The 19,066-nt window shown below is 41.1% G+C and carries 14 protein-coding genes and 1 pseudogene; 3 read left to right on the forward strand and 12 right to left on the reverse strand.

Going from position 1 to position 19,066, the window contains the following annotated elements; all coding sequences use genetic code 11:
* The first annotated feature begins 206 nt into the window (after positions 1-206).
* A complete protein-coding gene (locus tag AC4MDD_RS08640) occupies positions 207-905 on the forward strand; it encodes a DUF1826 domain-containing protein (protein WP_491882564.1) in 699 nt (232 codons plus the stop codon).
* 118 nt (positions 906-1,023) lie between these two features.
* On the opposite strand, the gene AC4MDD_RS08645 is transcribed toward AC4MDD_RS08640, so the two are convergent.
* The 3 genes and pseudogenes from AC4MDD_RS08645 to AC4MDD_RS08655 form a co-directional block, all read right to left on the reverse strand.
* Positions 1,024-2,082, reverse strand: coding sequence for an asparaginase (locus AC4MDD_RS08645; protein ID WP_201703322.1), 1,059 nt, complete (start codon positions 2,080-2,082; stop codon positions 1,024-1,026).
* A 282-nt stretch (positions 2,083-2,364) separates the two neighbouring features.
* Positions 2,365-2,511 (reverse strand): annotated as a pseudogene (locus AC4MDD_RS08650) (zinc ribbon domain-containing protein); the annotation flags it as partial.
* A 12-nt stretch (positions 2,512-2,523) separates the two neighbouring features.
* On the reverse strand, positions 2,524-4,680 hold the full coding sequence (locus AC4MDD_RS08655) for a TonB-dependent siderophore receptor (RefSeq protein ID WP_491882565.1): 2,157 nt from the start codon (positions 4,678-4,680) through the stop codon (positions 2,524-2,526).
* A gap of 408 nt (positions 4,681-5,088) precedes the next feature.
* Here AC4MDD_RS08655 and AC4MDD_RS08660 point away from each other — a divergent pair, with 408 nt between their 5' ends.
* Positions 5,089-7,182, forward strand: a complete 2,094-nt coding sequence (locus AC4MDD_RS08660) for a TonB-dependent siderophore receptor (RefSeq protein WP_491882566.1) — start codon at positions 5,089-5,091, stop codon at positions 7,180-7,182.
* A gap of 116 nt (positions 7,183-7,298) precedes the next feature.
* On the opposite strand, the gene AC4MDD_RS08665 is transcribed toward AC4MDD_RS08660, so the two are convergent.
* The 7 genes from AC4MDD_RS08665 to AC4MDD_RS08695 form a co-directional block, all read right to left on the reverse strand.
* Complete coding sequence (locus AC4MDD_RS08665; protein ID WP_010326689.1) at positions 7,299-7,412, reverse strand: hypothetical protein; 114 nt, start codon at positions 7,410-7,412, stop codon at positions 7,299-7,301.
* A 204-nt stretch (positions 7,413-7,616) separates the two neighbouring features.
* Positions 7,617-10,763 (reverse strand): efflux RND transporter permease subunit, encoded by a 3,147-nt coding sequence (locus tag AC4MDD_RS08670; protein ID WP_491882567.1) that lies wholly within the window; start codon positions 10,761-10,763, stop codon positions 7,617-7,619.
* A complete protein-coding gene (locus AC4MDD_RS08675; RefSeq protein WP_491882568.1) occupies positions 10,753-11,979 on the reverse strand; it encodes an efflux RND transporter periplasmic adaptor subunit in 1,227 nt (408 codons plus the stop codon). Before AC4MDD_RS08675 ends, AC4MDD_RS08670 begins: the two co-directional genes overlap by 11 nt.
* 1 nt (position 11,980) lies before the next feature.
* Positions 11,981-13,303 (reverse strand): TolC family protein, encoded by a 1,323-nt coding sequence (locus AC4MDD_RS08680; protein ID WP_004693168.1) that lies wholly within the window; start codon positions 13,301-13,303, stop codon positions 11,981-11,983.
* Between the two features lie 47 nt (positions 13,304-13,350).
* Positions 13,351-13,779 (reverse strand): cation efflux protein, CzcI-like, encoded by a 429-nt coding sequence (locus AC4MDD_RS08685; RefSeq protein ID WP_004693170.1) that lies wholly within the window; start codon positions 13,777-13,779, stop codon positions 13,351-13,353.
* Between the two features lie 65 nt (positions 13,780-13,844).
* Positions 13,845-14,753, reverse strand: a complete 909-nt coding sequence (locus AC4MDD_RS08690; RefSeq protein ID WP_004693172.1) for a cation diffusion facilitator family transporter — start codon at positions 14,751-14,753, stop codon at positions 13,845-13,847.
* Between the two features lie 130 nt (positions 14,754-14,883).
* Complete coding sequence (locus AC4MDD_RS08695) at positions 14,884-15,720, reverse strand: SDR family NAD(P)-dependent oxidoreductase (protein WP_491882569.1); 837 nt, start codon at positions 15,718-15,720, stop codon at positions 14,884-14,886.
* A gap of 402 nt (positions 15,721-16,122) precedes the next feature.
* Between AC4MDD_RS08695 and AC4MDD_RS08700 the strand changes: the two genes are divergently transcribed.
* Positions 16,123-16,284, forward strand: coding sequence for a hypothetical protein (locus AC4MDD_RS08700; RefSeq protein ID WP_317455089.1), 162 nt, complete (start codon positions 16,123-16,125; stop codon positions 16,282-16,284).
* Between the two features lie 210 nt (positions 16,285-16,494).
* Here AC4MDD_RS08700 and AC4MDD_RS08705 read toward each other — a convergent pair whose 3' ends face one another.
* Both AC4MDD_RS08705 and AC4MDD_RS08710 read right to left on the reverse strand, forming a co-directional pair.
* Positions 16,495-17,382: a DMT family transporter gene (locus tag AC4MDD_RS08705; RefSeq protein ID WP_491882570.1), complete on the reverse strand. Its 888-nt coding sequence runs from the start codon at positions 17,380-17,382 to the stop codon at positions 16,495-16,497.
* Positions 17,383-17,659: 277 nt separating this feature from the next.
* Entirely contained in the window at positions 17,660-18,937 is a 1,278-nt protein-coding gene (locus tag AC4MDD_RS08710) for a DcaP family trimeric outer membrane transporter (RefSeq protein ID WP_491882571.1), read from the reverse strand.
* Positions 18,938-19,066: the final 129 nt, after the last annotated feature.

Here is a 19,066-nt window from a genome sequence, read left to right on the forward strand (position 1 = left end):
CTAAAAAAATGAGAATATATTTGCGCATTCACATAATAATTTAAATTAAATGCGGAAATATTTGCTCAATCAATAGCTAAAACTTCTTTCCATACTACAAATATAGAGCTCCTCCATATCTGTAAGCAATTACCGAGCTACTTTTAAATGCAATACACCTAAAGCTAGATGTTATGATTAAGCACTGTTTATTATCTAATTTTCTCATGACGAATACATTTTCTGACAACAATCAAATTGAAGTAGTTTCTTCTTTTTCTGAACTTGTAAATTCCAAATTTCAAGGAGAAATGAATGCACTTTGCTGGCATAGAAATTTGGTTGGGGATTTTAAAGAAATTGTAGTTAAACTTGAATTAAAAGAAAAGATTACAGAAGTTTCGATTGAAGATCTTTTAGCATTACAACTTTCAGAAAAAGGAAATTTAGCAAGGGAAATCATTTTAAAAGATATACAGCTCTTAACTGATTTCGGTGCATCTCCTGCTCTTAATTTACTAAAATGTTATGAGCGAGATGACGAGCTAGACTTTATTTCCACAGATGTATATTCGTTTCATGTTGATCGCTCACCGATTGAAACAGATACTTTCCTCTGCACTTATCACGGCGCTGCAAGTGATATCGTACCCAATGATCAGGTGGAGCAAAAGATTCTAATTCCCGAGATCAGAGAAAAACTTAAAAAATTACATGATGGCCCTGAAGTTGAATTTGAAACCTTTCTAGAAGAATATTTTTTTGATCTGCATTATCAGCCTAAACTGAATGCAAAACCTGTGAATTTAGGCTTAGGCCATCTTTGTCGTTTGGCGGTAGATCATCCTATGCAAAAAGTCTTGCCTTGTGTACATAGAGCACCCGTTGAAAAGGATGGCGAATATAGATTACTGTTGATTTGTTAAACATTTATTCGATACAGAGTCGATGAATTTAATCTATTTATAGACGGTAAAAAAGCACCTTAAATTTTTAAGGTGCTTAGCTGAAAAGCGTTACTATGCGATTTCACCGTTATTGAGTTTAGTAATCCCAAAAAATGCGCTGAATTTCCTTGGCATCTTTTGTTTTTGTTAAAGCAAGTGCAGCAAGTAATTTAGCTTTTTGCGGGTTAAGATCATGTGCGACGACCCAACCATATTTGTCATCTGGTTGTTCTGCATTTCTTAGAACAAAACCTTGAGGTACGCGAGATGAACGAATAATTTGCACACCTTGTTTTTGTAAGTCAGTTAAAGTTGGGACAATATAATTGGCTACCGAGCCATTCCCTGTACCTGCATGAATAATAGCTTTTGCCCCTGCTTTCGCATAAGCCGTGTATGCATCTGGCAACATATTGCCTGAACCATAAACAATTTGTACCAGCGGTAAGCTATCACCTTTAATATTTTCAATATTAAATTCTGAGCTCTTATTATGACGTTTCGCTGTATTTCTAAACCAATATGGTTTTCCTTCGACTAAGGTTCCAAGTGCTCCCCATTGGCTCATAAATGCATTGGTATGGATATTAATTGTTTTTGAAACATCTCGTGCTGCAAAAATGTCGTCATTCATGAGTACAAAAGTTCCTTTACCTTTTGCACTATCGTCGGCCGCAAGTGCAACCGCACTATAAAGGTTCAACGGGCCATCAGCAGAAAGTGCAGTACTTGGACGCATTGACCCGACCAATACAATCGGCTTGTCTGAATGAATCACTAAATTTAAAAAGAAAGCTGTTTCTTCTAATGTGTCTGTTCCATGTGTAATCACGACACCATTCACATCAGGCTTTTTAAGTAAGTCATTGACTTGACGTGCAAGGGATAATAATTCTTTATCCGTAATACTTTCTGATGCAACTTGCATTGCCTGCACACCAGTTACATTGGCAATGTTTTGAATCTGGGGAACCGCATTTAGTAATGCATCTACAGGAACTTTTGCCGCAGTATAAGTTGCACTATTGGTAGAGCTTGCACCAGCACCTGCAATCGTTCCACCAGTAGCGACAACAACAACATTATTTTTGGCAAATGCTACACATGGGAGTAATAGGCTTAAACTGAGTGTCAAAGCTGAAATCGTTTTTTTCATAGGTCATCCTTTTTGAGTCATTTTATTCTTAGCATTTTTCATACCATATTATAAAATTACTTGAAAAAGATCGGATTGTATAGGTGTAGAAATTGTATTTTTGGGCCATCACATTTCTTATCTTAAATACAAATAAGCAGCTACAACATGAATGATCTGACCTATGCAATCATCCAATCACTATGAATGGGTGATATTTCCGCCCACTTTCGACTAGCTCAAGTGGGGGTATTCTAAAAGCAAAGGCTCTTAGGTGACTTCCTCACGGATTTCGCTTGCTTTCTACTTCATAGGTCGACCTTTAATGTATCTTCCTTCCACAGACAAAACGGTACATCCTACCGCTAAAATGTTGCGAGAAGCGTTTATATCCGCATTCTCGCTAAAGCCACACTCAACACAGTTAAAGTTTGCCTGTATGCCTTTATTTAAAACTATTTATTAGAAGTTCACAGTCCATGAAAATTGTGCTGTACGTGGTGTACCCAGAAATAAATAGTCATCCCCGAAAAAGCTTCCTGCATCTCGCCAATATTTTTTATTGAACAGGTTGTCCACATTCAGGCGAAGCATATTGTCATAACCATAAGCACGGAAGTTATAAGCTGCACCCGCATCGAATACGGTATAGCCTGAAACTTTAACCGTACCCGTTTTGTTGGCGTATTTACTGCTGCTGTATTGCATACCTGCGAGTAAACGTAAACCTTCTACTTGAGGCATTTGATAAGACACATGACTGGCAAAACGAACTGTCGGTACGTTTTGAGTTTGATACCCTTTATAAGCATCGACCTGTATATCTTCCAAACGTGAACGGATCAGTGCCAAAGTCGATGTCATATCTAGATTTTCAGCAACGCGACCTTGCAAGCCCAATTCTAAACCTAGATTATGCTGTTCACCATCGCTGACATAGTAATTGTCTAAGTTGGTATATTGATGATCTTGTGTTAAGTCAAACAATGCGGCAGTAAACAGTAGCTCTTGCCATTGCTGTTTAAGACCTAACTCATATTGAGTTGAATGTCTTGGTTCTAATGTTGCGAAGGCATTACCTACGATGCCTTTGGCAGGATTACCTGTAGCATACCACGGCGCTTGACTGCCATCACTTAAACCTTTGGCATAAGAAACATACAGATGAGTGTTCTGCCAAGGCTGATACATCAACGCGAGCTGTGGTAAGAAGCGATTAAAATTGGTATCTCGGATGCTGTTGCCATCAGCAGCATAGGCATTTTCATTTAAATGCAAGAGTTTACCGCCCAACAAAACTGACCAAGCGTCATCAAATTCGATTTGATCCAGCAAATTGAGAGCTGTTTGCTGACTATCCAATGATTTGTAATGATTGCCTAAAGCTTTGTTCGTAGGTGTGTAGGTGATAGGATCATTATCAATATTTCCTGTACCTACTGGCTCATTAATCGCATCATACTGTGCATGGCGTTTATAAGCATGTGACAGCTCTAAGCTCAGGTTATGTTGCCATGCCCCAGTATTGAATTTACCGTTTAAGCCTGTTTTAAATTGATTGGTCAAATAGCTATCATCAGGGCTACGGAAATCATAAATGTCATAGTTACCATTTTGGTCAAAGGTATATGCAAAGGCTGAATAATCATCCACAATCACACGACTTTGTGAAGCTGATAGGTTTGTTGTCCAGTTTTCATTAATTTGGTAAGTATATTTTAAGCTGGTATTTAGACTTTCATTGGTGATAGGTTTGCTCCAGCTTTGATAGCCCAGTAAACGATCCCATTTCACTCCTGTCGGTACAGTTTTACCATCAAGTAGCTGATAGCCCGGTACTGAACGCTGTTTTTGACGCTGTGATTCAAGATCAAATTCAAGTTTTGAACGATCTGAAATTTTCCAGTCTAAAGCCAAGGAACCAAACAAACGTTTTCCATCAGCATGTTCAACATAGGGGTGAATATCTTCATAAGCTGCATTCACACGATAACCAAACTGTTGATTGTCTCCAAACCATCCACCAAGGTCAGTCGCCACACGGCTGCCGCCATGACTATCTGCTTCAAGGGTTAAAGATTGGACATCTTTGGGGCGTTTGCTCACATAGTTCACGACTCCGCCCAGCGTTGACATCCCACTTTGAATCGCACTCATGCCTTTTAGGATTTCAACTTGTTCTTTATTTTCAAGCGCTACATTTTGCTCACCGCGTAGCAAATTACCGTTTAGTAAATAACTTGATCCCGCATTTAAGCTAAATCCACGCATCACAAAGTTGGCATAGTAACCAATGGGTGCATAGCCATCCCCAACGGACGCATCGTTCTTTACCACATCGCCCAGTGTTTTCGCATGTTGATCTGCGATCAGTTCAGCAGTAACGGTGTGAATAGATGCAGGAATGGCTGCAAGGTTTTGCTGACCAAACCCAGACAAATTAACCTTAGGTTGATAATAAGCCAGTTGTTCAGTTTGAGCCGTGGTTGTAATGGTTGCGAGTTGTTCCACATCACTCTCTTCTGCCGCATGTACCCATACCGAGTTCAGCCCTAGACATGAAAATGAACCAACCGCCAATAATGCTTTTTGTAAATGAGAAAATGGATACGTTTTCACTGTCGTTGCTAACCCCAAAAGATAAATTTACAGCCTGAATTTTGCGGCATGAGTATTCACAATTTTCTTAAAATGAACAAGCACATTATTCAACATATCTCAGCTTTTTTTTAAATTATCTGACGATAGCTTTGAGTGTGTAGATTTTGAAATTGAGGTTATAGTTTAACCAACTGATTTTAAAGCATAACTTAGATATTCCTTCCATATCTTCAGTCGTATTTGATACAGCATATGGTATTGGGACTTTAGCTGACTTGAAACAGTGTATTGTGAATTGGAACCTAAAAGCTTAGGTTGATTTATTTCAATTTTTTAAGCCATTTTTCGATTTTAGAGTGATTTTTTAACTACAAATTTATTAAAATGTTATAACATAACAATACAAAATCTAAACTACTCTCCTTCATGATGAATAAATTCTCCATTCTATCTTCTAGTTTATATTTAAGCCTACTGAGTTCTTTCACTTGGGCCGAAACTTCAACAGAAGTACTCCAGACCATCCAATTGCAAGCCGAAACTGAGGGTGAAAACCTTCAACAAAGCACCGCAATGACTAAGTTTTCACATGACATTTTAGACGTGCCATTTAGTCGAAGTGTGTTATCCAAAGCGTTAATTCAGCAACAAGATGTGCAACGTATTGACGATGCACTCACACAAGTGAGTGGGGTCTATAGTCAAACCAATTATGGTGGCGGCTTTTGGGATAACTTTTCATTTAGAGGTTTTAGTACAGACCCCAATATTGGGGCACAAATCATCAGAAATGGTCTGAGTGTCAACCGTGGTCTCAGCGCTCCGCGAGATATGGTGAATATTGAATCTCTCGACTTTTTAAAAGGTCCAATGGCTGCGCTCTATGGCCGCGGGGAAGCTGGCGGTCTACTGAATATCAACACTAAAAAGCCTGAATGGGAACGTTCTTCAGAAGTGAATTTACGTGCCAATAGTTTAGAAAAATACCGTGCTAGTTTTGAACATACTGCCCCAATCAGTGATGCTGTGGCTTATCGTATTGCGGTCGCACATGAAGATAATCAAAGTTTTCGTGATCATGTGCAGAGTGAGCGTTGGTTTTTCTCCCCCCAACTCACATGGAAAATTTCAGATTCAACCCAATTAGATTTTGACAGTGAATTTACCCGACAAGATGGAACCTTCGACCGTGGTGTAAGTAGTTATCAAAAACAATTTGTGATGGACCCCAAAACATTTACAGGCGAACCTGATGATGGTGATCATATTCAAAAAGATCATTTCTATCAGCTTCGACTTGCACATCAGTTTAATGATGACTGGAAAATGAATAATGCTCTTAGTGTGAAAGATACTCAGCTCAAAGGCTTTTCCAGTGAACCTCGTCGTATTCAAAGTGATGGGCAGACATTAGAGCGCCAGCGTCGCTACCGTGACAATAAAAGTGATGACTTTCTCTTTCAAACAGAAGTTCTTGGGACGATCCAACAAGACTGGGCCCGTCATGAAGTACTTTTGAGCACAGAACTTGGGCAGATGAAGTATCGTCAATTACAACTGCGTCGAAACCACAGTAGTAGCGTGCCAAATAGCATTGATATCTATGATCCTATTTATGGACAATACTTACCCGAGCTTCCACTTTTCATTAACACCGAAGAACAGCAACGCTATTTTGCACTGAATCTACAAGATCAAATTTTCCTCAATGATCAATGGAGTGTGCTGTTTGGTGCGCGCTTTGATCACGTCACCCAAGACTTTCAAAATAAACTTGCAGGTACATCCAGTAAAAAGGATTTACAACAAACCAGTCCACGCTTGGGTTTAAACTATCGACTGAATGATCGTTGGTCATGGTATGCCAACTATGGAGAATCCTTTGCGCTTAACAGTGGCATGGACCGAAATGGCGATATGTTTAACCCTGAAAAAGGAAAAAGCTATGAGATTGGTGGGAAATATCGGATTACCCCACAGAGTTTGTTGAGCTTAGCCCTCTTTAAAATGGATAAAGAGAATGTCTTAACCACAGATCCAGCAGATAGTAACTATCAAATTACCGCTGGAGAAGTCTCAAGTAAGGGGCTAGAGCTCGATCTAGAGACACAGCTCAATGATCAATTCTCTATACGTGCCAATTATAGCTACACAGACGCCCAAGTTGAAAAAGACCAAATTCTTGCTAAAGGTTCACGACTCAGCAATGTGCCGAAGCACAGCGGCTCTATCAGTAGCAACTATGAATGGACCCTTGCCAATGCAGACAAAGTTGGGCTGGGTGCAACGGCAATCTATGTGGGCAAACGTAGTGGACACAGTACAGATAATGGCTTCAACTTACCTGAGTACACGTTGTTGAATCTAAATGCTTATTATGCGCCAACAGATCAGCTACGTTATCAGTTCAATGTGCACAATCTCTTAGACGAAACGTACTATGTTGCAAGCTATAGCGATATGTGGATTCAACCTGGCGACCCTTTAAATGCATCTATCTCGGTGCAATGGAAGTTTTAAGGTTCTAAACACCAGACTTGTCTCGCTATGAGTTGAGTCTGGTAGTCAGAAAAGTAAGATTCAGATCACTTTTTGAAGTATTAGCTGCCTTAGTTTTCTTTAGCGTTACTACGTACTTACTTCAAAAAATATTCCCAAATGATAAATCCAAGAAAAAATCCAAGAAACGAATATAAAGTAATGATAAAGAATACAAACCAAGCTCTATTTTTCTTCAGTAAAAAGTTCATTTCCAATACCTCAACGCTCTATCTATATTCATTATTCTAAGGTTTCCTATACGAAAGGACAGATACAGTTCTTTGTGAAAAAAATATAACAGACTATAACAGTTTTGCCATTTTAACTCTCCAAAGCGATCAGACTGATATCAAGTAGTATAAAAAAGTATGAGGAGACTATTTTGCCTCCTCATGCTTCAGCAGATTAAAGGATTAAACGTTCGTTTCTTTTTTTGCATTCATCCAACGATACAACACTGGCAATAGCACCAAGGTCAATAACGTCGAAGAAATAATTCCACCAATCACCACGGTCGCCAGTGGACGTTGAACCTCTGCTCCTGTGCCTGTGGCAAGCGCCATCGGCACAAAACCTAAGGACGCCACACAAGCGGTCATTAAAACAGGCCTTAATCGCAAAATCGCTCCCTGCCAAACGGCTTCATGTAAGCGGTATTGCCCTCTTAACTCTTTAATGAAGGTCAGCATGACCAAACCATTTAAAACGGCAACGCCAGACAAGGCAATGAAACCAATGCCCGCCGACATTGACAAAGGAATGTCTCTTAACCACAAGAAAAGCACACCACCAGTTAGGGCAAATGGAACACCCGTGAACACCAGCAAGCTTTCTTTGATGTTATGGAAAACAGCCATCAGCAAAATAAAGATCGTCAATAATGCCAGTGGAATCACAATCTGCATTCGAGCCTGTGCCGAGGCCAGATTTTCAAACTGACCACCATATTCAATCCAGTAACCACTTGGTAACGGATACTGCTTAAGCTGATTTTGTACTTCTGTGACAAAAGAACCTAAATCGCGCCCTTCCACATTCGCTGTGACAATCACACGACGTTTGCCATTTTCGCGGCTGACTTGGTTGATGCCATCCATCATTTTTACAGTGGCAATATCGGTGAGTAAAATACTGCCACCGTTCGGAAGCTGTATTGGCAGTTGCGCGATCCCACTGACACTACGGTCTTGTTCACTAAGTCGAATCACAAAGTCAAAACGGCGGTCACCCTGTAAAATTTCACCAACATTTTGTCCGCCAATGCTTGCTGATACATAGTCTTGTATGGTTTTGACACTTAGGCCGTATTGCGCCGCCAAGCTTTTATCAATTTCAACATTGAGCAAAGGTAAACCCGACGTTTGTTCAACTTTAACGGCGGTACTGCCTGAAATCTGTTGAATCAATTTACTGATTTTTTCAGCTTCCGTATTTAATACTTGCATGTCATCGCCAAAGATTTTGACACCGACATCGCTACGTACACCCGATATTAACTCATTGAAACGCAGTTCAATTGGCTGAGAAAACTCACTGTTGTTACCGGGCAATGTTGCTAAATAGGCCTGCATACGGCTACGCAGTTCATCGAGTGTTTCTTTTGGATTTGGCCATGCATCACGGGGTTTCAGCATGACATAACCATCTGAAATATTCGGCGGCATCACATCGGTCGCCACTTCAGCCGTGCCTGTTCGTGCAAAAATAGCCTGTATTTCAGGGAATTTCTTCAGAAGTAGCTTTTCTGTATTTTCCTGAATACTAAGTGATTCTTCTAAGCCTGTGCTTGGAGAGCGCAGTTGCTGTACAGCAAAGTCACCTTCACTCAGTTGTGGTGCAAACTCACTGCCGATACGCGTTGCAAGTAATCCTGTCAACATCAACAAGCACAGTGCAAAGGTTAAAACTACGGCTTTATACTGATAGGCACAGTCCAATACGTGCTGATAACGATCCTTTAGCCACAGCATCCAACGGCTTTCAGTTTCTTTGATGTCACCTTTAACAAAAAGTGCGACAGCCGCAGGTACAAAGCTGATTGATAAAATAATGGCTGCAACGAGTGCAAGTACAACAGTCAAAGCCATTGGGTGGAACATTTTTGCTTCTACACCCGTCAGTGCAAAAATCGGTAAATACACCACCATAATAATCAGCTGACCAAAAATGAGTGGACGGCGGGCTTGGCGCGCTGCCAAAAACACTTCCTTAAAACGTTCCGACTGAGTCAACGGTCGTTTGAGTAATTGCTGCGCATGGGCTAAACGGCGAATACAGTTTTCAACAATTACCACTGCGCCATCAACAATAATCCCGAAATCCAATGCCCCTAAACTCATCAGGTTGGCACTGATGTTCTGCTGTGCCATACCCGTTAAAGTAAACAGCATAGACAGTGGAATCACACAGGCTGTAATTAATGCTGCACGAATATTACCCAAGAATAAAAACAGGATCACAATCACCAAGATTGCGCCTTCAACCAAGTTTTTTTGCACCGTTTTAATGGCTTTCTCCACCAACGTGGTACGGTCATAAACTGTTTCGATTTTAACGCCTTGCGGTAAACTGCTTTGCACCTCTTGAATTTTGGCATCTACAGCTTTAGACACCGTTCGACTGTTTTCACCCATCATCATCATAGCGATGCCGAGTACAGTTTCTTCGCCGTTATAGGTTGCTCCTCCTGTTCGGAGGTCATGATCAATTGAAACCTGCGCAATATCCGCGACACGAATGGGGTTCCCATTTGGGCTGGCAACCGTTGTATTTTCAATGTCTGAAAGACTGTTGAGTGTCCCTGGAACACGCACTGTAAGTTGCTGACCATTTTCCTCAATATAGCCTGCGCCACGGTTTTCATTATTTTCCTGTAAAGCGGTTTGCAGTTGACTTAATGAAATATTTAACTGTTGCATACGGTTTAAGTCGGGAGCAACCACATAGTTTTTGTTAAACCCGCCAATACTGTTGACCTCGGCCACCCCCGCAACACGTTGCAGTTGTGGACGAACGATCCAGTCTTGAATCTCCCGTAAGTCCATCGCACTATAAGCTGTACCATCGGCTTTTTTGGCATTCGGTTCTGCTTTAATGACCCATTGATAAATTTCACCTAAACCCGTCGAAACTGGTGACATGGTTGGGGAAACATCACTGGGTAAATCTGCTTTGACCTCTTGTACCCGTTGATTAATCTGCTGACGTGCCCAATAGATGTCTGTACCATCCTCAAATACAATAGTGACTTGGGACAAACCATAACGTGAAATAGATCGAGTCAGCTGTAAATCGGGAATACCCGCCATTGCAGTTTCAATCGGATAGGTAATCCGCTGCTCAACCTCCAGTGCGGTAAAACCATTGGCTTGGGTATTAATTTGTACTTGCGTATTGGTAATATCGGGCACTGCATCGATCGGCAGTTTTTGATAGCTATAAACTCCGACCGCAATCCATGTACAGACAAAGAGCATGACCCAAATTGCATTTTGAATAGAGAACTGAATAATTCGTTCAAACAAACCCTCAGGCTTGGGTAAATCATGATTAGTGTGCATGATCAGCCTCGCCTTTTTCTAGTTCAGACTTAAGGACAAAGCTGCCTTGACTGACATAGCGTTGTCCTGCTGTTAGGCCTGAAATCACTTCCACCCATTGAGCGTCATTTGAAGCTTGCCCAAGTTGAATGGGCTGCGCTTTCAAATGCACTTGTCCTTTTTGTTCAGCGTCGACCACAAATACCGAAGTTTGGCCTTCAATGTTTTGAATAGCACTTTTATGGACGCGAAGCGCTGTTTTTGAACTGGTATTGTCTAAAAAGATATTCACTAAAACATTTGGACGTAGTTCCGCCGCTTGGCTTTTTAATTTAGCACGTACCACCAAGCGTCCTGTTTGTGCATCGGCTTGAGAGGTTAAGCTTTGGATAATGGCTTCATATTTTTGCTCAGAAGCATTCGGCTTAAATGTCAGACTCTGATTGGCTTGTAACTGACCTGAGTACTGAGCAGGCAGATTAAACTCAAGCCATAACTCTTTAAATTGTTCAATCACAAAAAGTTGATCAGCCAATTGTACGTTTTCACCCACTACGATATCTTTTTGGCTAATCACACCTGAAATGGGTGCTTTAATGGCAAAACGACCATTTACCCCACCTGTTGCCCCTAGGGCGTTTAAACGGCTTTGCACCGATTGCACAGTAATCTGCGCTTGTCGGTAAGCATTTTCTGCCCGTTGGTAGTCTTGCTTGGCAGAAATGCCCTGTGACCATAACTGCTGTTCACGTTGATAATCTTGACGTGCCAAATCCAAACTGGCTTGAGCCATCCGCAAATTGGCTTGTTGATCAATCAGTTCAGGGACAGACAGTACAGCTAAGGTTTGTCCTTTTTGTACGTTTTGACCAAGTTCAACATTCACCTGTTCCACATGCCCACCAAAGTTTGGCGAAATGTGTGCTTGCTGATCGGTATTGACCACAAGCTTTCCGGGTAGAACGGTAACTTGAGACACCACACCTTGTTGAGCTGAAGCGATTTGAATGCCTTGCTCTGTCAGTTGCTGTGCCGTCAGTTGAATTTCACCTTCCTCGGCATGTCCTTTTTCGGCCTCGGGCTCATCCGAATGTTCAGATTCTTCATGCGCATGTTCATCAGTGGTTGTATCTTTCGAGCTAAACCAAATTCCAACAGCGATGAGAAATGTAATGAGGAGCAAAAGCCCAATCATCAATGGCTGTGATATTTTTCCAAATTGGTTTTTTAGTTGCATATTATTGTGCTCCGCCAAGGATGAGGTCTTGTATTTGTGCGATTGAATTTTTACTGATTTGGCTATAAGCATCTGAACTACTGATCTGCTCATAGCTAGTACCGAGGCTGAGTGCTTCTGCGCTCAATGCAGTCTGCCAAGCTTGACGTAATAACTGCAACTGCCCAAGGCGTATGCTTTGCAGCTGTAAGTTGGCTTGTTGAATGTCGGTAATGGACAGCTTTCCCGCTTTAAAACCTTGCAGCGTGCGGACTTGCACTTGTTCTGCCAAAGACGTTTGTTGACTCATCGAACTAAACTGTTTATTTAGTCCTTTGAGTTCATGCATGGCATTGGCGATATCTAAAATCTGCTGTTTTAACTCACGCTGTTGCTGCTGATTCAACAGGCTTTGCTGACGCTGGGCCATCGGAATGCTGTATTGCTGACGGTTAAAAATATTCAGCGGAATATCCACGCCGACACCTAATGTGGTATCGCTACTTTCATTCGGTGCTTGGCTCCGTTTCATGCCGACATTTAAGGTCGGATTGGGACGTGCCTGCACTTTTAAACTTTCAATGTTTAAATTGGACTGTTGAATGTTCAGTGCATATAGCTTTTCCAACCAACCTTCAGCAATATAGCGCTGTACTGTGGCATCGCTTTGATCTGGCCATGGCATTGAGGTCGCATTGAGTTGAATATCGGCTTTGGTTTCGCCCCAAAGGTTTGAGAGTTGACGCTGTGCTACTTGTTCTGACAGTACCGCTTGTTGGTATAAGCGCTGCATATCCAAACTTTCGATTTGCGCACGTTCATAGTCAACCAAAGCAATACTGCCCGCCTGATAACGTTTTTTGGCACTGTCTAAATTGTTTTGACTCACTTTGAGTTGTGCTGCGTACAGCGATTTTTCAACTTGTGCCAAAGCCAACTGAGACCATGCAAATTTCACCACCAATTGGCTTTGTGCTGTCCACAGTTGTTGTTGTAACTGTCCTTGTTGCTGCGCTGTTTCTGCGAGTTTTTGATTAAGCTTACGCTGTCCAAAAACATCTAAGGGCTGACTGATGGCAATACTGAGCTCTTGATTGGTATTTGAACCCAAACCATCTTGATTGATATTTAAGCTAGGATTTTGCCATAGGCCACTGTTTTTGATGTTCAGCTCTGAAATGCTTTGACGCTGTTGCCCAATGTCGCTTTGGTTTTGATAGCGCTCTACTTTTGCTAAAGCTTCATCCAAAGTCTTGATCGGTTCGGCAAAACTCCATTGCATCGCGGCTGTTGTTATGCCCACAGCAAGGGCTTGGCGTATAAACGCCTTAAATTGATTCGACATGTTTTTTCCCACTAATTTTTAGAAGAAGTGGTGGGAAATGTTTTAGGCTACCCCACCATTAGCGGGGAAAGTTCAGGAGGAGGATGTTGCCCCAATAAATCAGGGGCTTGATAGGCATTGTGCCAAAAAAACTGCGGACGCTCACGAACTTCAAACGCGAGCGGCATTTGATAGTTTATTTCTTTCGGAATAATCAAATGTGCCATTGAAGGCAAATGATCTTGATGGTCTTGATGGTCTTCACCCAATTCAAACTGATCATTTGCCGTTTGAGTATGGCTATCGGCACTGCTTTGCTGGTGTGCCTTATCATCAGACACACACAAGGTGGTTTGATGATGCCCAAAATGAAAATTTTGTTGCGTCACGACTTGAGTTTTTTGTTCTTCATGGACGCAAAAAGCTGCCGCCACGTTCCAAAGACTTTGGAACATGAATAAAGCAACTAAGACGCTAATCCACGTGGTAGAACGCATAATGTCGTACTGAAATAAAGTGACGCTATTGTAAAGCCTAGACTAAGTCTAAGGTCAAGTCTTTTTTAATGACTATGTTCATGTTGGTGTGGATGGCATTCATCTTCTTCAATCTGCAAAGTCACTTGCGTAATCCCATGCTCATGCCCCAATAACTCCACAGCTTGGTGGTATAAAGCTCTCTGATCTACATCAGGTGCAATCAAATGCGCTGTTAAATGCACATTCTTAGAGGTAATGGCCCAAACTTTAAGCTGGTGAATACCTTGTACACCCTCTAAAGCCAGCAAATCATTGCGTAAAGATTCGATATCAATTTCACTTGGTACACCTTCGAGCAAAATATTGATACTTTGTTTCAGTAGCACCCAAGTTCTAGGTAAGACCCAAAAGCCAATCAACACCGCAATAACGGTATCTACCCACATCCAACCTGTGAAATAAATCACCAGTGCGCCAATGATCACACCCACAGAGCCCAAGGCATCACTGAGCACTTCAAGATAAGCCCCTTTCACATTTAAGCTGTCTTGACTGCTCGACACCAAAATCTTCATTGAAATCAGGTTAATGATTAAACCCAGAACCGCAACAACCAACATACCCAAGCTTTGAATTTCAGGTGGCTGACTAAAACGCTGATAGGCTTCATATAAAATGTAAATGGCTACCACAAACAACATCATGGCATTAAACAAAGCTGCCAAGATTTCAAACCGTTGATAGCCAAAAGTACGTTTATCATCGGCAGGTTTTTGCCCAATTTTGATGGCTGCTAAAGCAATCGCTAAAGCAGCGGCATCGGTAAACATATGCGCTGCATCGGACAGTAAGGCCAAGCTTTGCGTGATAAATCCTGCGACCACTTCTACAATTAAGAAGGTAAACGTCAGGGCAAGTGCGATGGTTAATTTCTTGGCATTTTTTGCAGTCACTTCAACATGACTGTGATCATGGTTATGAGAACCACTCATGTAGGACTCCTTATCATTTTATTTAACGGAATGCTTTAGCATTGAAATCGAAGCTTTTTTTAATTTAAAAATTACTCGATTTAGTATACTCGGTTAAAACAATAAAATCATCTTTCATGTGAATACGTCTTTATTTACGGCGTTTTTTCCCTGTCAAAAAGCTCATGGCCTGCGTATAGCCTGTTGGTGTAATACGCTGTACCAGATCGATAATTTTGGCATCTGTTCCAATTAAGACACGGCGCTCATCTTTTTTTACAGCCTTTAAAATGGCCTGTGCTGCCACATCTGGCGGGGTTTTAAGCATTTTATTGAAAGAACGGCTAGCACGCTCTGGGTTCATACCCAGCGCACGAATACTGTCACTCATTCGAGCACTATTGGCAATATTGGTACGTATCCCACCCGGGTGAACACAAGTTGCACTGACACCACAGTTTTCTAGGTCTAGTTCTTGGCGTAGTGCCTCGGTAAAACCACGGACAGCAAACTTTGTCGCATTATAGGCACTCTGAGTAGGTTGAGCAGTGAGCCCAAATAGACTTGAAATATTCACAATATGCCCAGAGCCACTTTGTTTTAAGTAGGGTAAAAAAGCTTTGGTTCCATACACCACACCCCAAAAGTTGATGTTGAAAATCCACTCGGCATCTTCATAGCTCAGACCTTCAACAGTACTCGCTAACGCGACCCCTGCATTATTAAAAACTAAATTGACCTGCCCAAAGTCTTGCTGACACTGCTTTGCCCAATCCTCTACTGCTTTACGGTCTGAAACGTTCAGTTTTGTGAGCGTGACTGAAACAGGATAATCTTTGACGTGGTTTAAGGTTTCCGCCAAACCTTGTTCATTGACATCACTGAGTGCCAAATGTGTACCTTGTTTTGCCAGTTGAATCGCCAACTGCTGTCCAATGCCTGAACCTGCGCCTGTGATCGCAGCCACTTTATTTTCAAAATTTTTCATAATGCTCTCTAAATATAGTGTTCTCTAAATATCGTTTTACACTTAAACGTCATGGTGAAGGTTCAAGTACTTTGGTTCTATGCAGACAAGGTCTATTTTAGTTAATGTACAAAAATTACAGCCATGAATGAAATGATCATTTCTAATGATTCAGTATGTATAAAATTCATGAGTGGTATTTTAAATATAAGATCATTTTTTATTTGGTTTTTGTTCTTAAGTGATAGGACTCTGAAAACAAGTTACTGATATCTACATAGTGTGTCACACAGGCTTTAGACTATAACAGCCCTGAGAAATTCTGCTTCATCTGTTATATTTTTTTAATCTTGTTTTTGTATCTGTTTCATCAGTCGTTTGCTTTGCATAATGTACTCATCACCTCAGTTGAGTGCAGTAACCATGAAAGATCCAGACTCAAAAAAACCAGCAAAATATGCAGATAGTTCAATTTCAGATAAAGCTTTTAAAAACATGATTATCTGGTTTGCGATTTACTGTGGGCTTTTTTGTATAGGTGTGATTTTCTTTGTCGGTGCAGATCAAAACTATCTTCTTCAGTAAAAAGCTGAAACTTGTTGCACTAATATCAACATCTAAATTTTGGCCACAGAATTAAATCTCACGAGAAAAACATACTTTGGAGATTAAACCTAGACATGGGTTTAGTCTCTATTTTTTTGAGTTGAATACTAGTAAAACGGCAGTTAAATTATATTTTGAATGGTTATTGTCATTACAAATGAATGACAGAGGTTGTGTAAAGATCAGACTTCAAGCCCAAATCACTAAAAATGCAGCAATCACCACCAATACAATACCGAGATGTTCAGCGCGTGCCAGCTTTTCTTTAAAGAAGTAGGCTGAAATCAACATACTAAAAATAATCTCAACCTGCCCCAAGGTTTTTACAATAGGCACGGACTGCATACTCATGGCACTAAACCAACCCAGTGACGCCAAAAAACTACATAAGCTGACACGAAATGTAAGTCCAATACGCTGCCACATGGCCCATAATGTTGCACGGCGAAATATACCCAAATACATTAAAAGTAAAAAGCACTGTGTCGCAATCACCATTAAGAGCACCCAAGCTGCACGGTGAATAAACGGTAAATTATCTAGTTCTAAACTGGCCTCACGTACCAAGAGCGAAGTAATGGCAAAACATAAACCACTACCGATACCTATACATAAGGTTTGTACGGAAAAATCAGAAAAGTCCCACCCTTTGGACATTAAAAATACTGCCAAGCCTCCGACAGCAACCCCTAACCAGCCTAAAAGGCTTAAATGATCGGATAAAAAGAGCACGGCAATAATCGCAGCAAGTACTGCCTCACTTTTAGCAAGACCCACTCCAATCGCATAATTTTTTTGCTTAAAAAGTTGCACCATCAATGCTGTTGCTGCAATTTGGCTCAACGCCGCAATAAGCACATAAATAGCAAAACGGAGATTGAAATGGACGGAATCTGTCACAGGTTGGAAATGGTAAAGACAACTGATGTAAAGCAGTGCTAAAGGTAAAGCAAAAATGAACCGCGCTAGAGTCACTCCATAAACATCTACAGTAGTACTGAGTTGCTTTTGAAAAGCGTTGCGCCAAGCCTGCATAAAAGCGGCCATAAGCGTAAAAAGAATCCATGTTATTGTCATCAAGTACTCTATATACAGTTACTTACCTCGCATAATGTAACCCGTTGATGACGATACATGTGCTTTATTTTCATGACTTATTCTTATGTGACAAATAACTTAAGTTCTGAAGGAGCTTCGACTATTGCATTACAAGTGCAACATTTCCTCAAAACTGAGTATCGAGTAAATTAAACAGCAAGGCATAAAAAACCGAAGGAGTTATCCTTCGGTTTCTTTGTGAAATTTCACTTCGATCTATACATATCAAAGTGAAAACCGGTTATCACTTCAAGCATTAGAAGTTATAAATCGCAACCAAGTTCACACGGTTGTCTTCACCTTTTTTACTACCATTTGCCGCAGGTGCAAACGCTTCACGCTCACCGTAGACATACTCTACGCCAAGGCTAACAGGCTGAACTGGGCTATAGAATAAATTCCCCCATGCCTGCCATAAGTTTTTATTGATTTTGGTGTCATAAGCCACAGCATCAAGGTAGTCCTGATTTTTATCAAAAGTCATATAACCATAAGCCAAAGTGCCACGTAGTTTGTCATTAAACTTCTGTGTTAAACCGACAGTAATTGAGTCAAACTCACTTTGTTCAATACTTGTGCCTGTTGCAACTACGCCAGGGTTAGTAAAGGATACAAAGCTGCTATCGCCTTTAACATGGTAGTAGTCGGCTTTCACGGAAGTCACAGGGGTGATGTCAAATTTGGCACCAACACCTACGCCATACGCCCACTCTTCTTGATTTTGAATGCGTTTTTCATGCGCCATTGCACGTCCACTGACTGAAAGGGCATCATTAAACTTATGATTTAGTCGTCCTGTAAATGCTGGCATACGTTGGCTCATGCTGGCATCTTTCGGGTCTTCCACTGCCGCGACTAAGTTAGTATTTGGCGTAAATTTATGGGTATAACGCACTTGAGGTGTACGTTTAATTGAAGCACCCACATAAGCCAAAGCATCAATCGTTTCAGGAATATAGTCTGGAGTCGCAAAGTTCGACCACGTTTGACCAATTAGCCAGTTACCATAGTTTAAATACGCATGACGAATACGTAAATTATCAAGGTTTGCACCGCCTAAAAAGTCGACCTCAATTTTGGCATTTAAGTTCTGATCGGCTATTGGCGCTTTAAAGTCCAAACCTAATCGCGTTGCTGAAAGGGTTGATCTTAAACGATCGCTATTTTCAGCATTTCCTTCTAAAGGTACGCTATTGATTTGGTTATAGGGCATATCACGAGCGCCACCTTCAGCCTGATACGATGCGTCCGCGCGGACATTACCGTATAAGTTGAACTCTGCCCCACCTTTGGTCAAACCTAAACCCGTTTTTTCAACCGTTTTTGGCGTCGTCAACACTTGACGTTCAACAGCGCTCAATTGAACAGCTTGCTGCTGTTGTTGCTGCGTATTCTGTTGAAGTATTTGTTTTAACGCATTAATTTCATTTCTAAGTTGCTCAATCTCTGCCGTCGTATTGCTTTGTGCGTGTAATGCTGCACTACTTAACATGGATAAAGTGACAACTAAAACGTTCTTCTGAAATTGTTTCATTTAACACTGGTCCTGTGTATTTAAGTCTGTCCTGACTTTTACTCTTTAATATTTAGCTCTCTTTTTCATCGCTGTTTTCTAACGCAATGCATTTTTTTAATACTTTAAAATGAAACTTTTTATCGCATT

Source organism: Acinetobacter sp. CAU_H_29a_1 (assembly GCF_058599505.1).

Coding starts and splice junctions, on each gene's coding strand:
- AC4MDD_RS08640 (WP_491882564.1), top strand. CDS start 207: ATGACGAATACATTTTCTGACAACAATCAAATTGAAGTAGTTTCTTCT.
- AC4MDD_RS08645 (WP_201703322.1), bottom strand. CDS start 2,082: ATGAAAAAAACGATTTCAGCTTTGACACTCAGTTTAAGCCTATTACTC.
- AC4MDD_RS08660 (WP_491882566.1), top strand. CDS start 5,089: ATGATGAATAAATTCTCCATTCTATCTTCTAGTTTATATTTAAGCCTA.
- AC4MDD_RS08665 (WP_010326689.1), bottom strand. CDS start 7,412: ATGAACTTTTTACTGAAGAAAAATAGAGCTTGGTTTGTATTCTTTATC.
- AC4MDD_RS08670 (WP_491882567.1), bottom strand. CDS start 10,763: ATGCACACTAATCATGATTTACCCAAGCCTGAGGGTTTGTTTGAACGA.
- AC4MDD_RS08675 (WP_491882568.1), bottom strand. CDS start 11,979: ATGCAACTAAAAAACCAATTTGGAAAAATATCACAGCCATTGATGATT.
- AC4MDD_RS08680 (WP_004693168.1), bottom strand. CDS start 13,303: ATGTCGAATCAATTTAAGGCGTTTATACGCCAAGCCCTTGCTGTGGGC.
- AC4MDD_RS08685 (WP_004693170.1), bottom strand. CDS start 13,779: ATGCGTTCTACCACGTGGATTAGCGTCTTAGTTGCTTTATTCATGTTC.
- AC4MDD_RS08690 (WP_004693172.1), bottom strand. CDS start 14,753: ATGAGTGGTTCTCATAACCATGATCACAGTCATGTTGAAGTGACTGCA.
- AC4MDD_RS08695 (WP_491882569.1), bottom strand. CDS start 15,720: ATGAAAAATTTTGAAAATAAAGTGGCTGCGATCACAGGCGCAGGTTCA.
- AC4MDD_RS08700 (WP_317455089.1), top strand. CDS start 16,123: ATGAAAGATCCAGACTCAAAAAAACCAGCAAAATATGCAGATAGTTCA.
- AC4MDD_RS08705 (WP_491882570.1), bottom strand. CDS start 17,382: ATGACAATAACATGGATTCTTTTTACGCTTATGGCCGCTTTTATGCAG.
- AC4MDD_RS08710 (WP_491882571.1), bottom strand. CDS start 18,937: ATGAAACAATTTCAGAAGAACGTTTTAGTTGTCACTTTATCCATGTTA.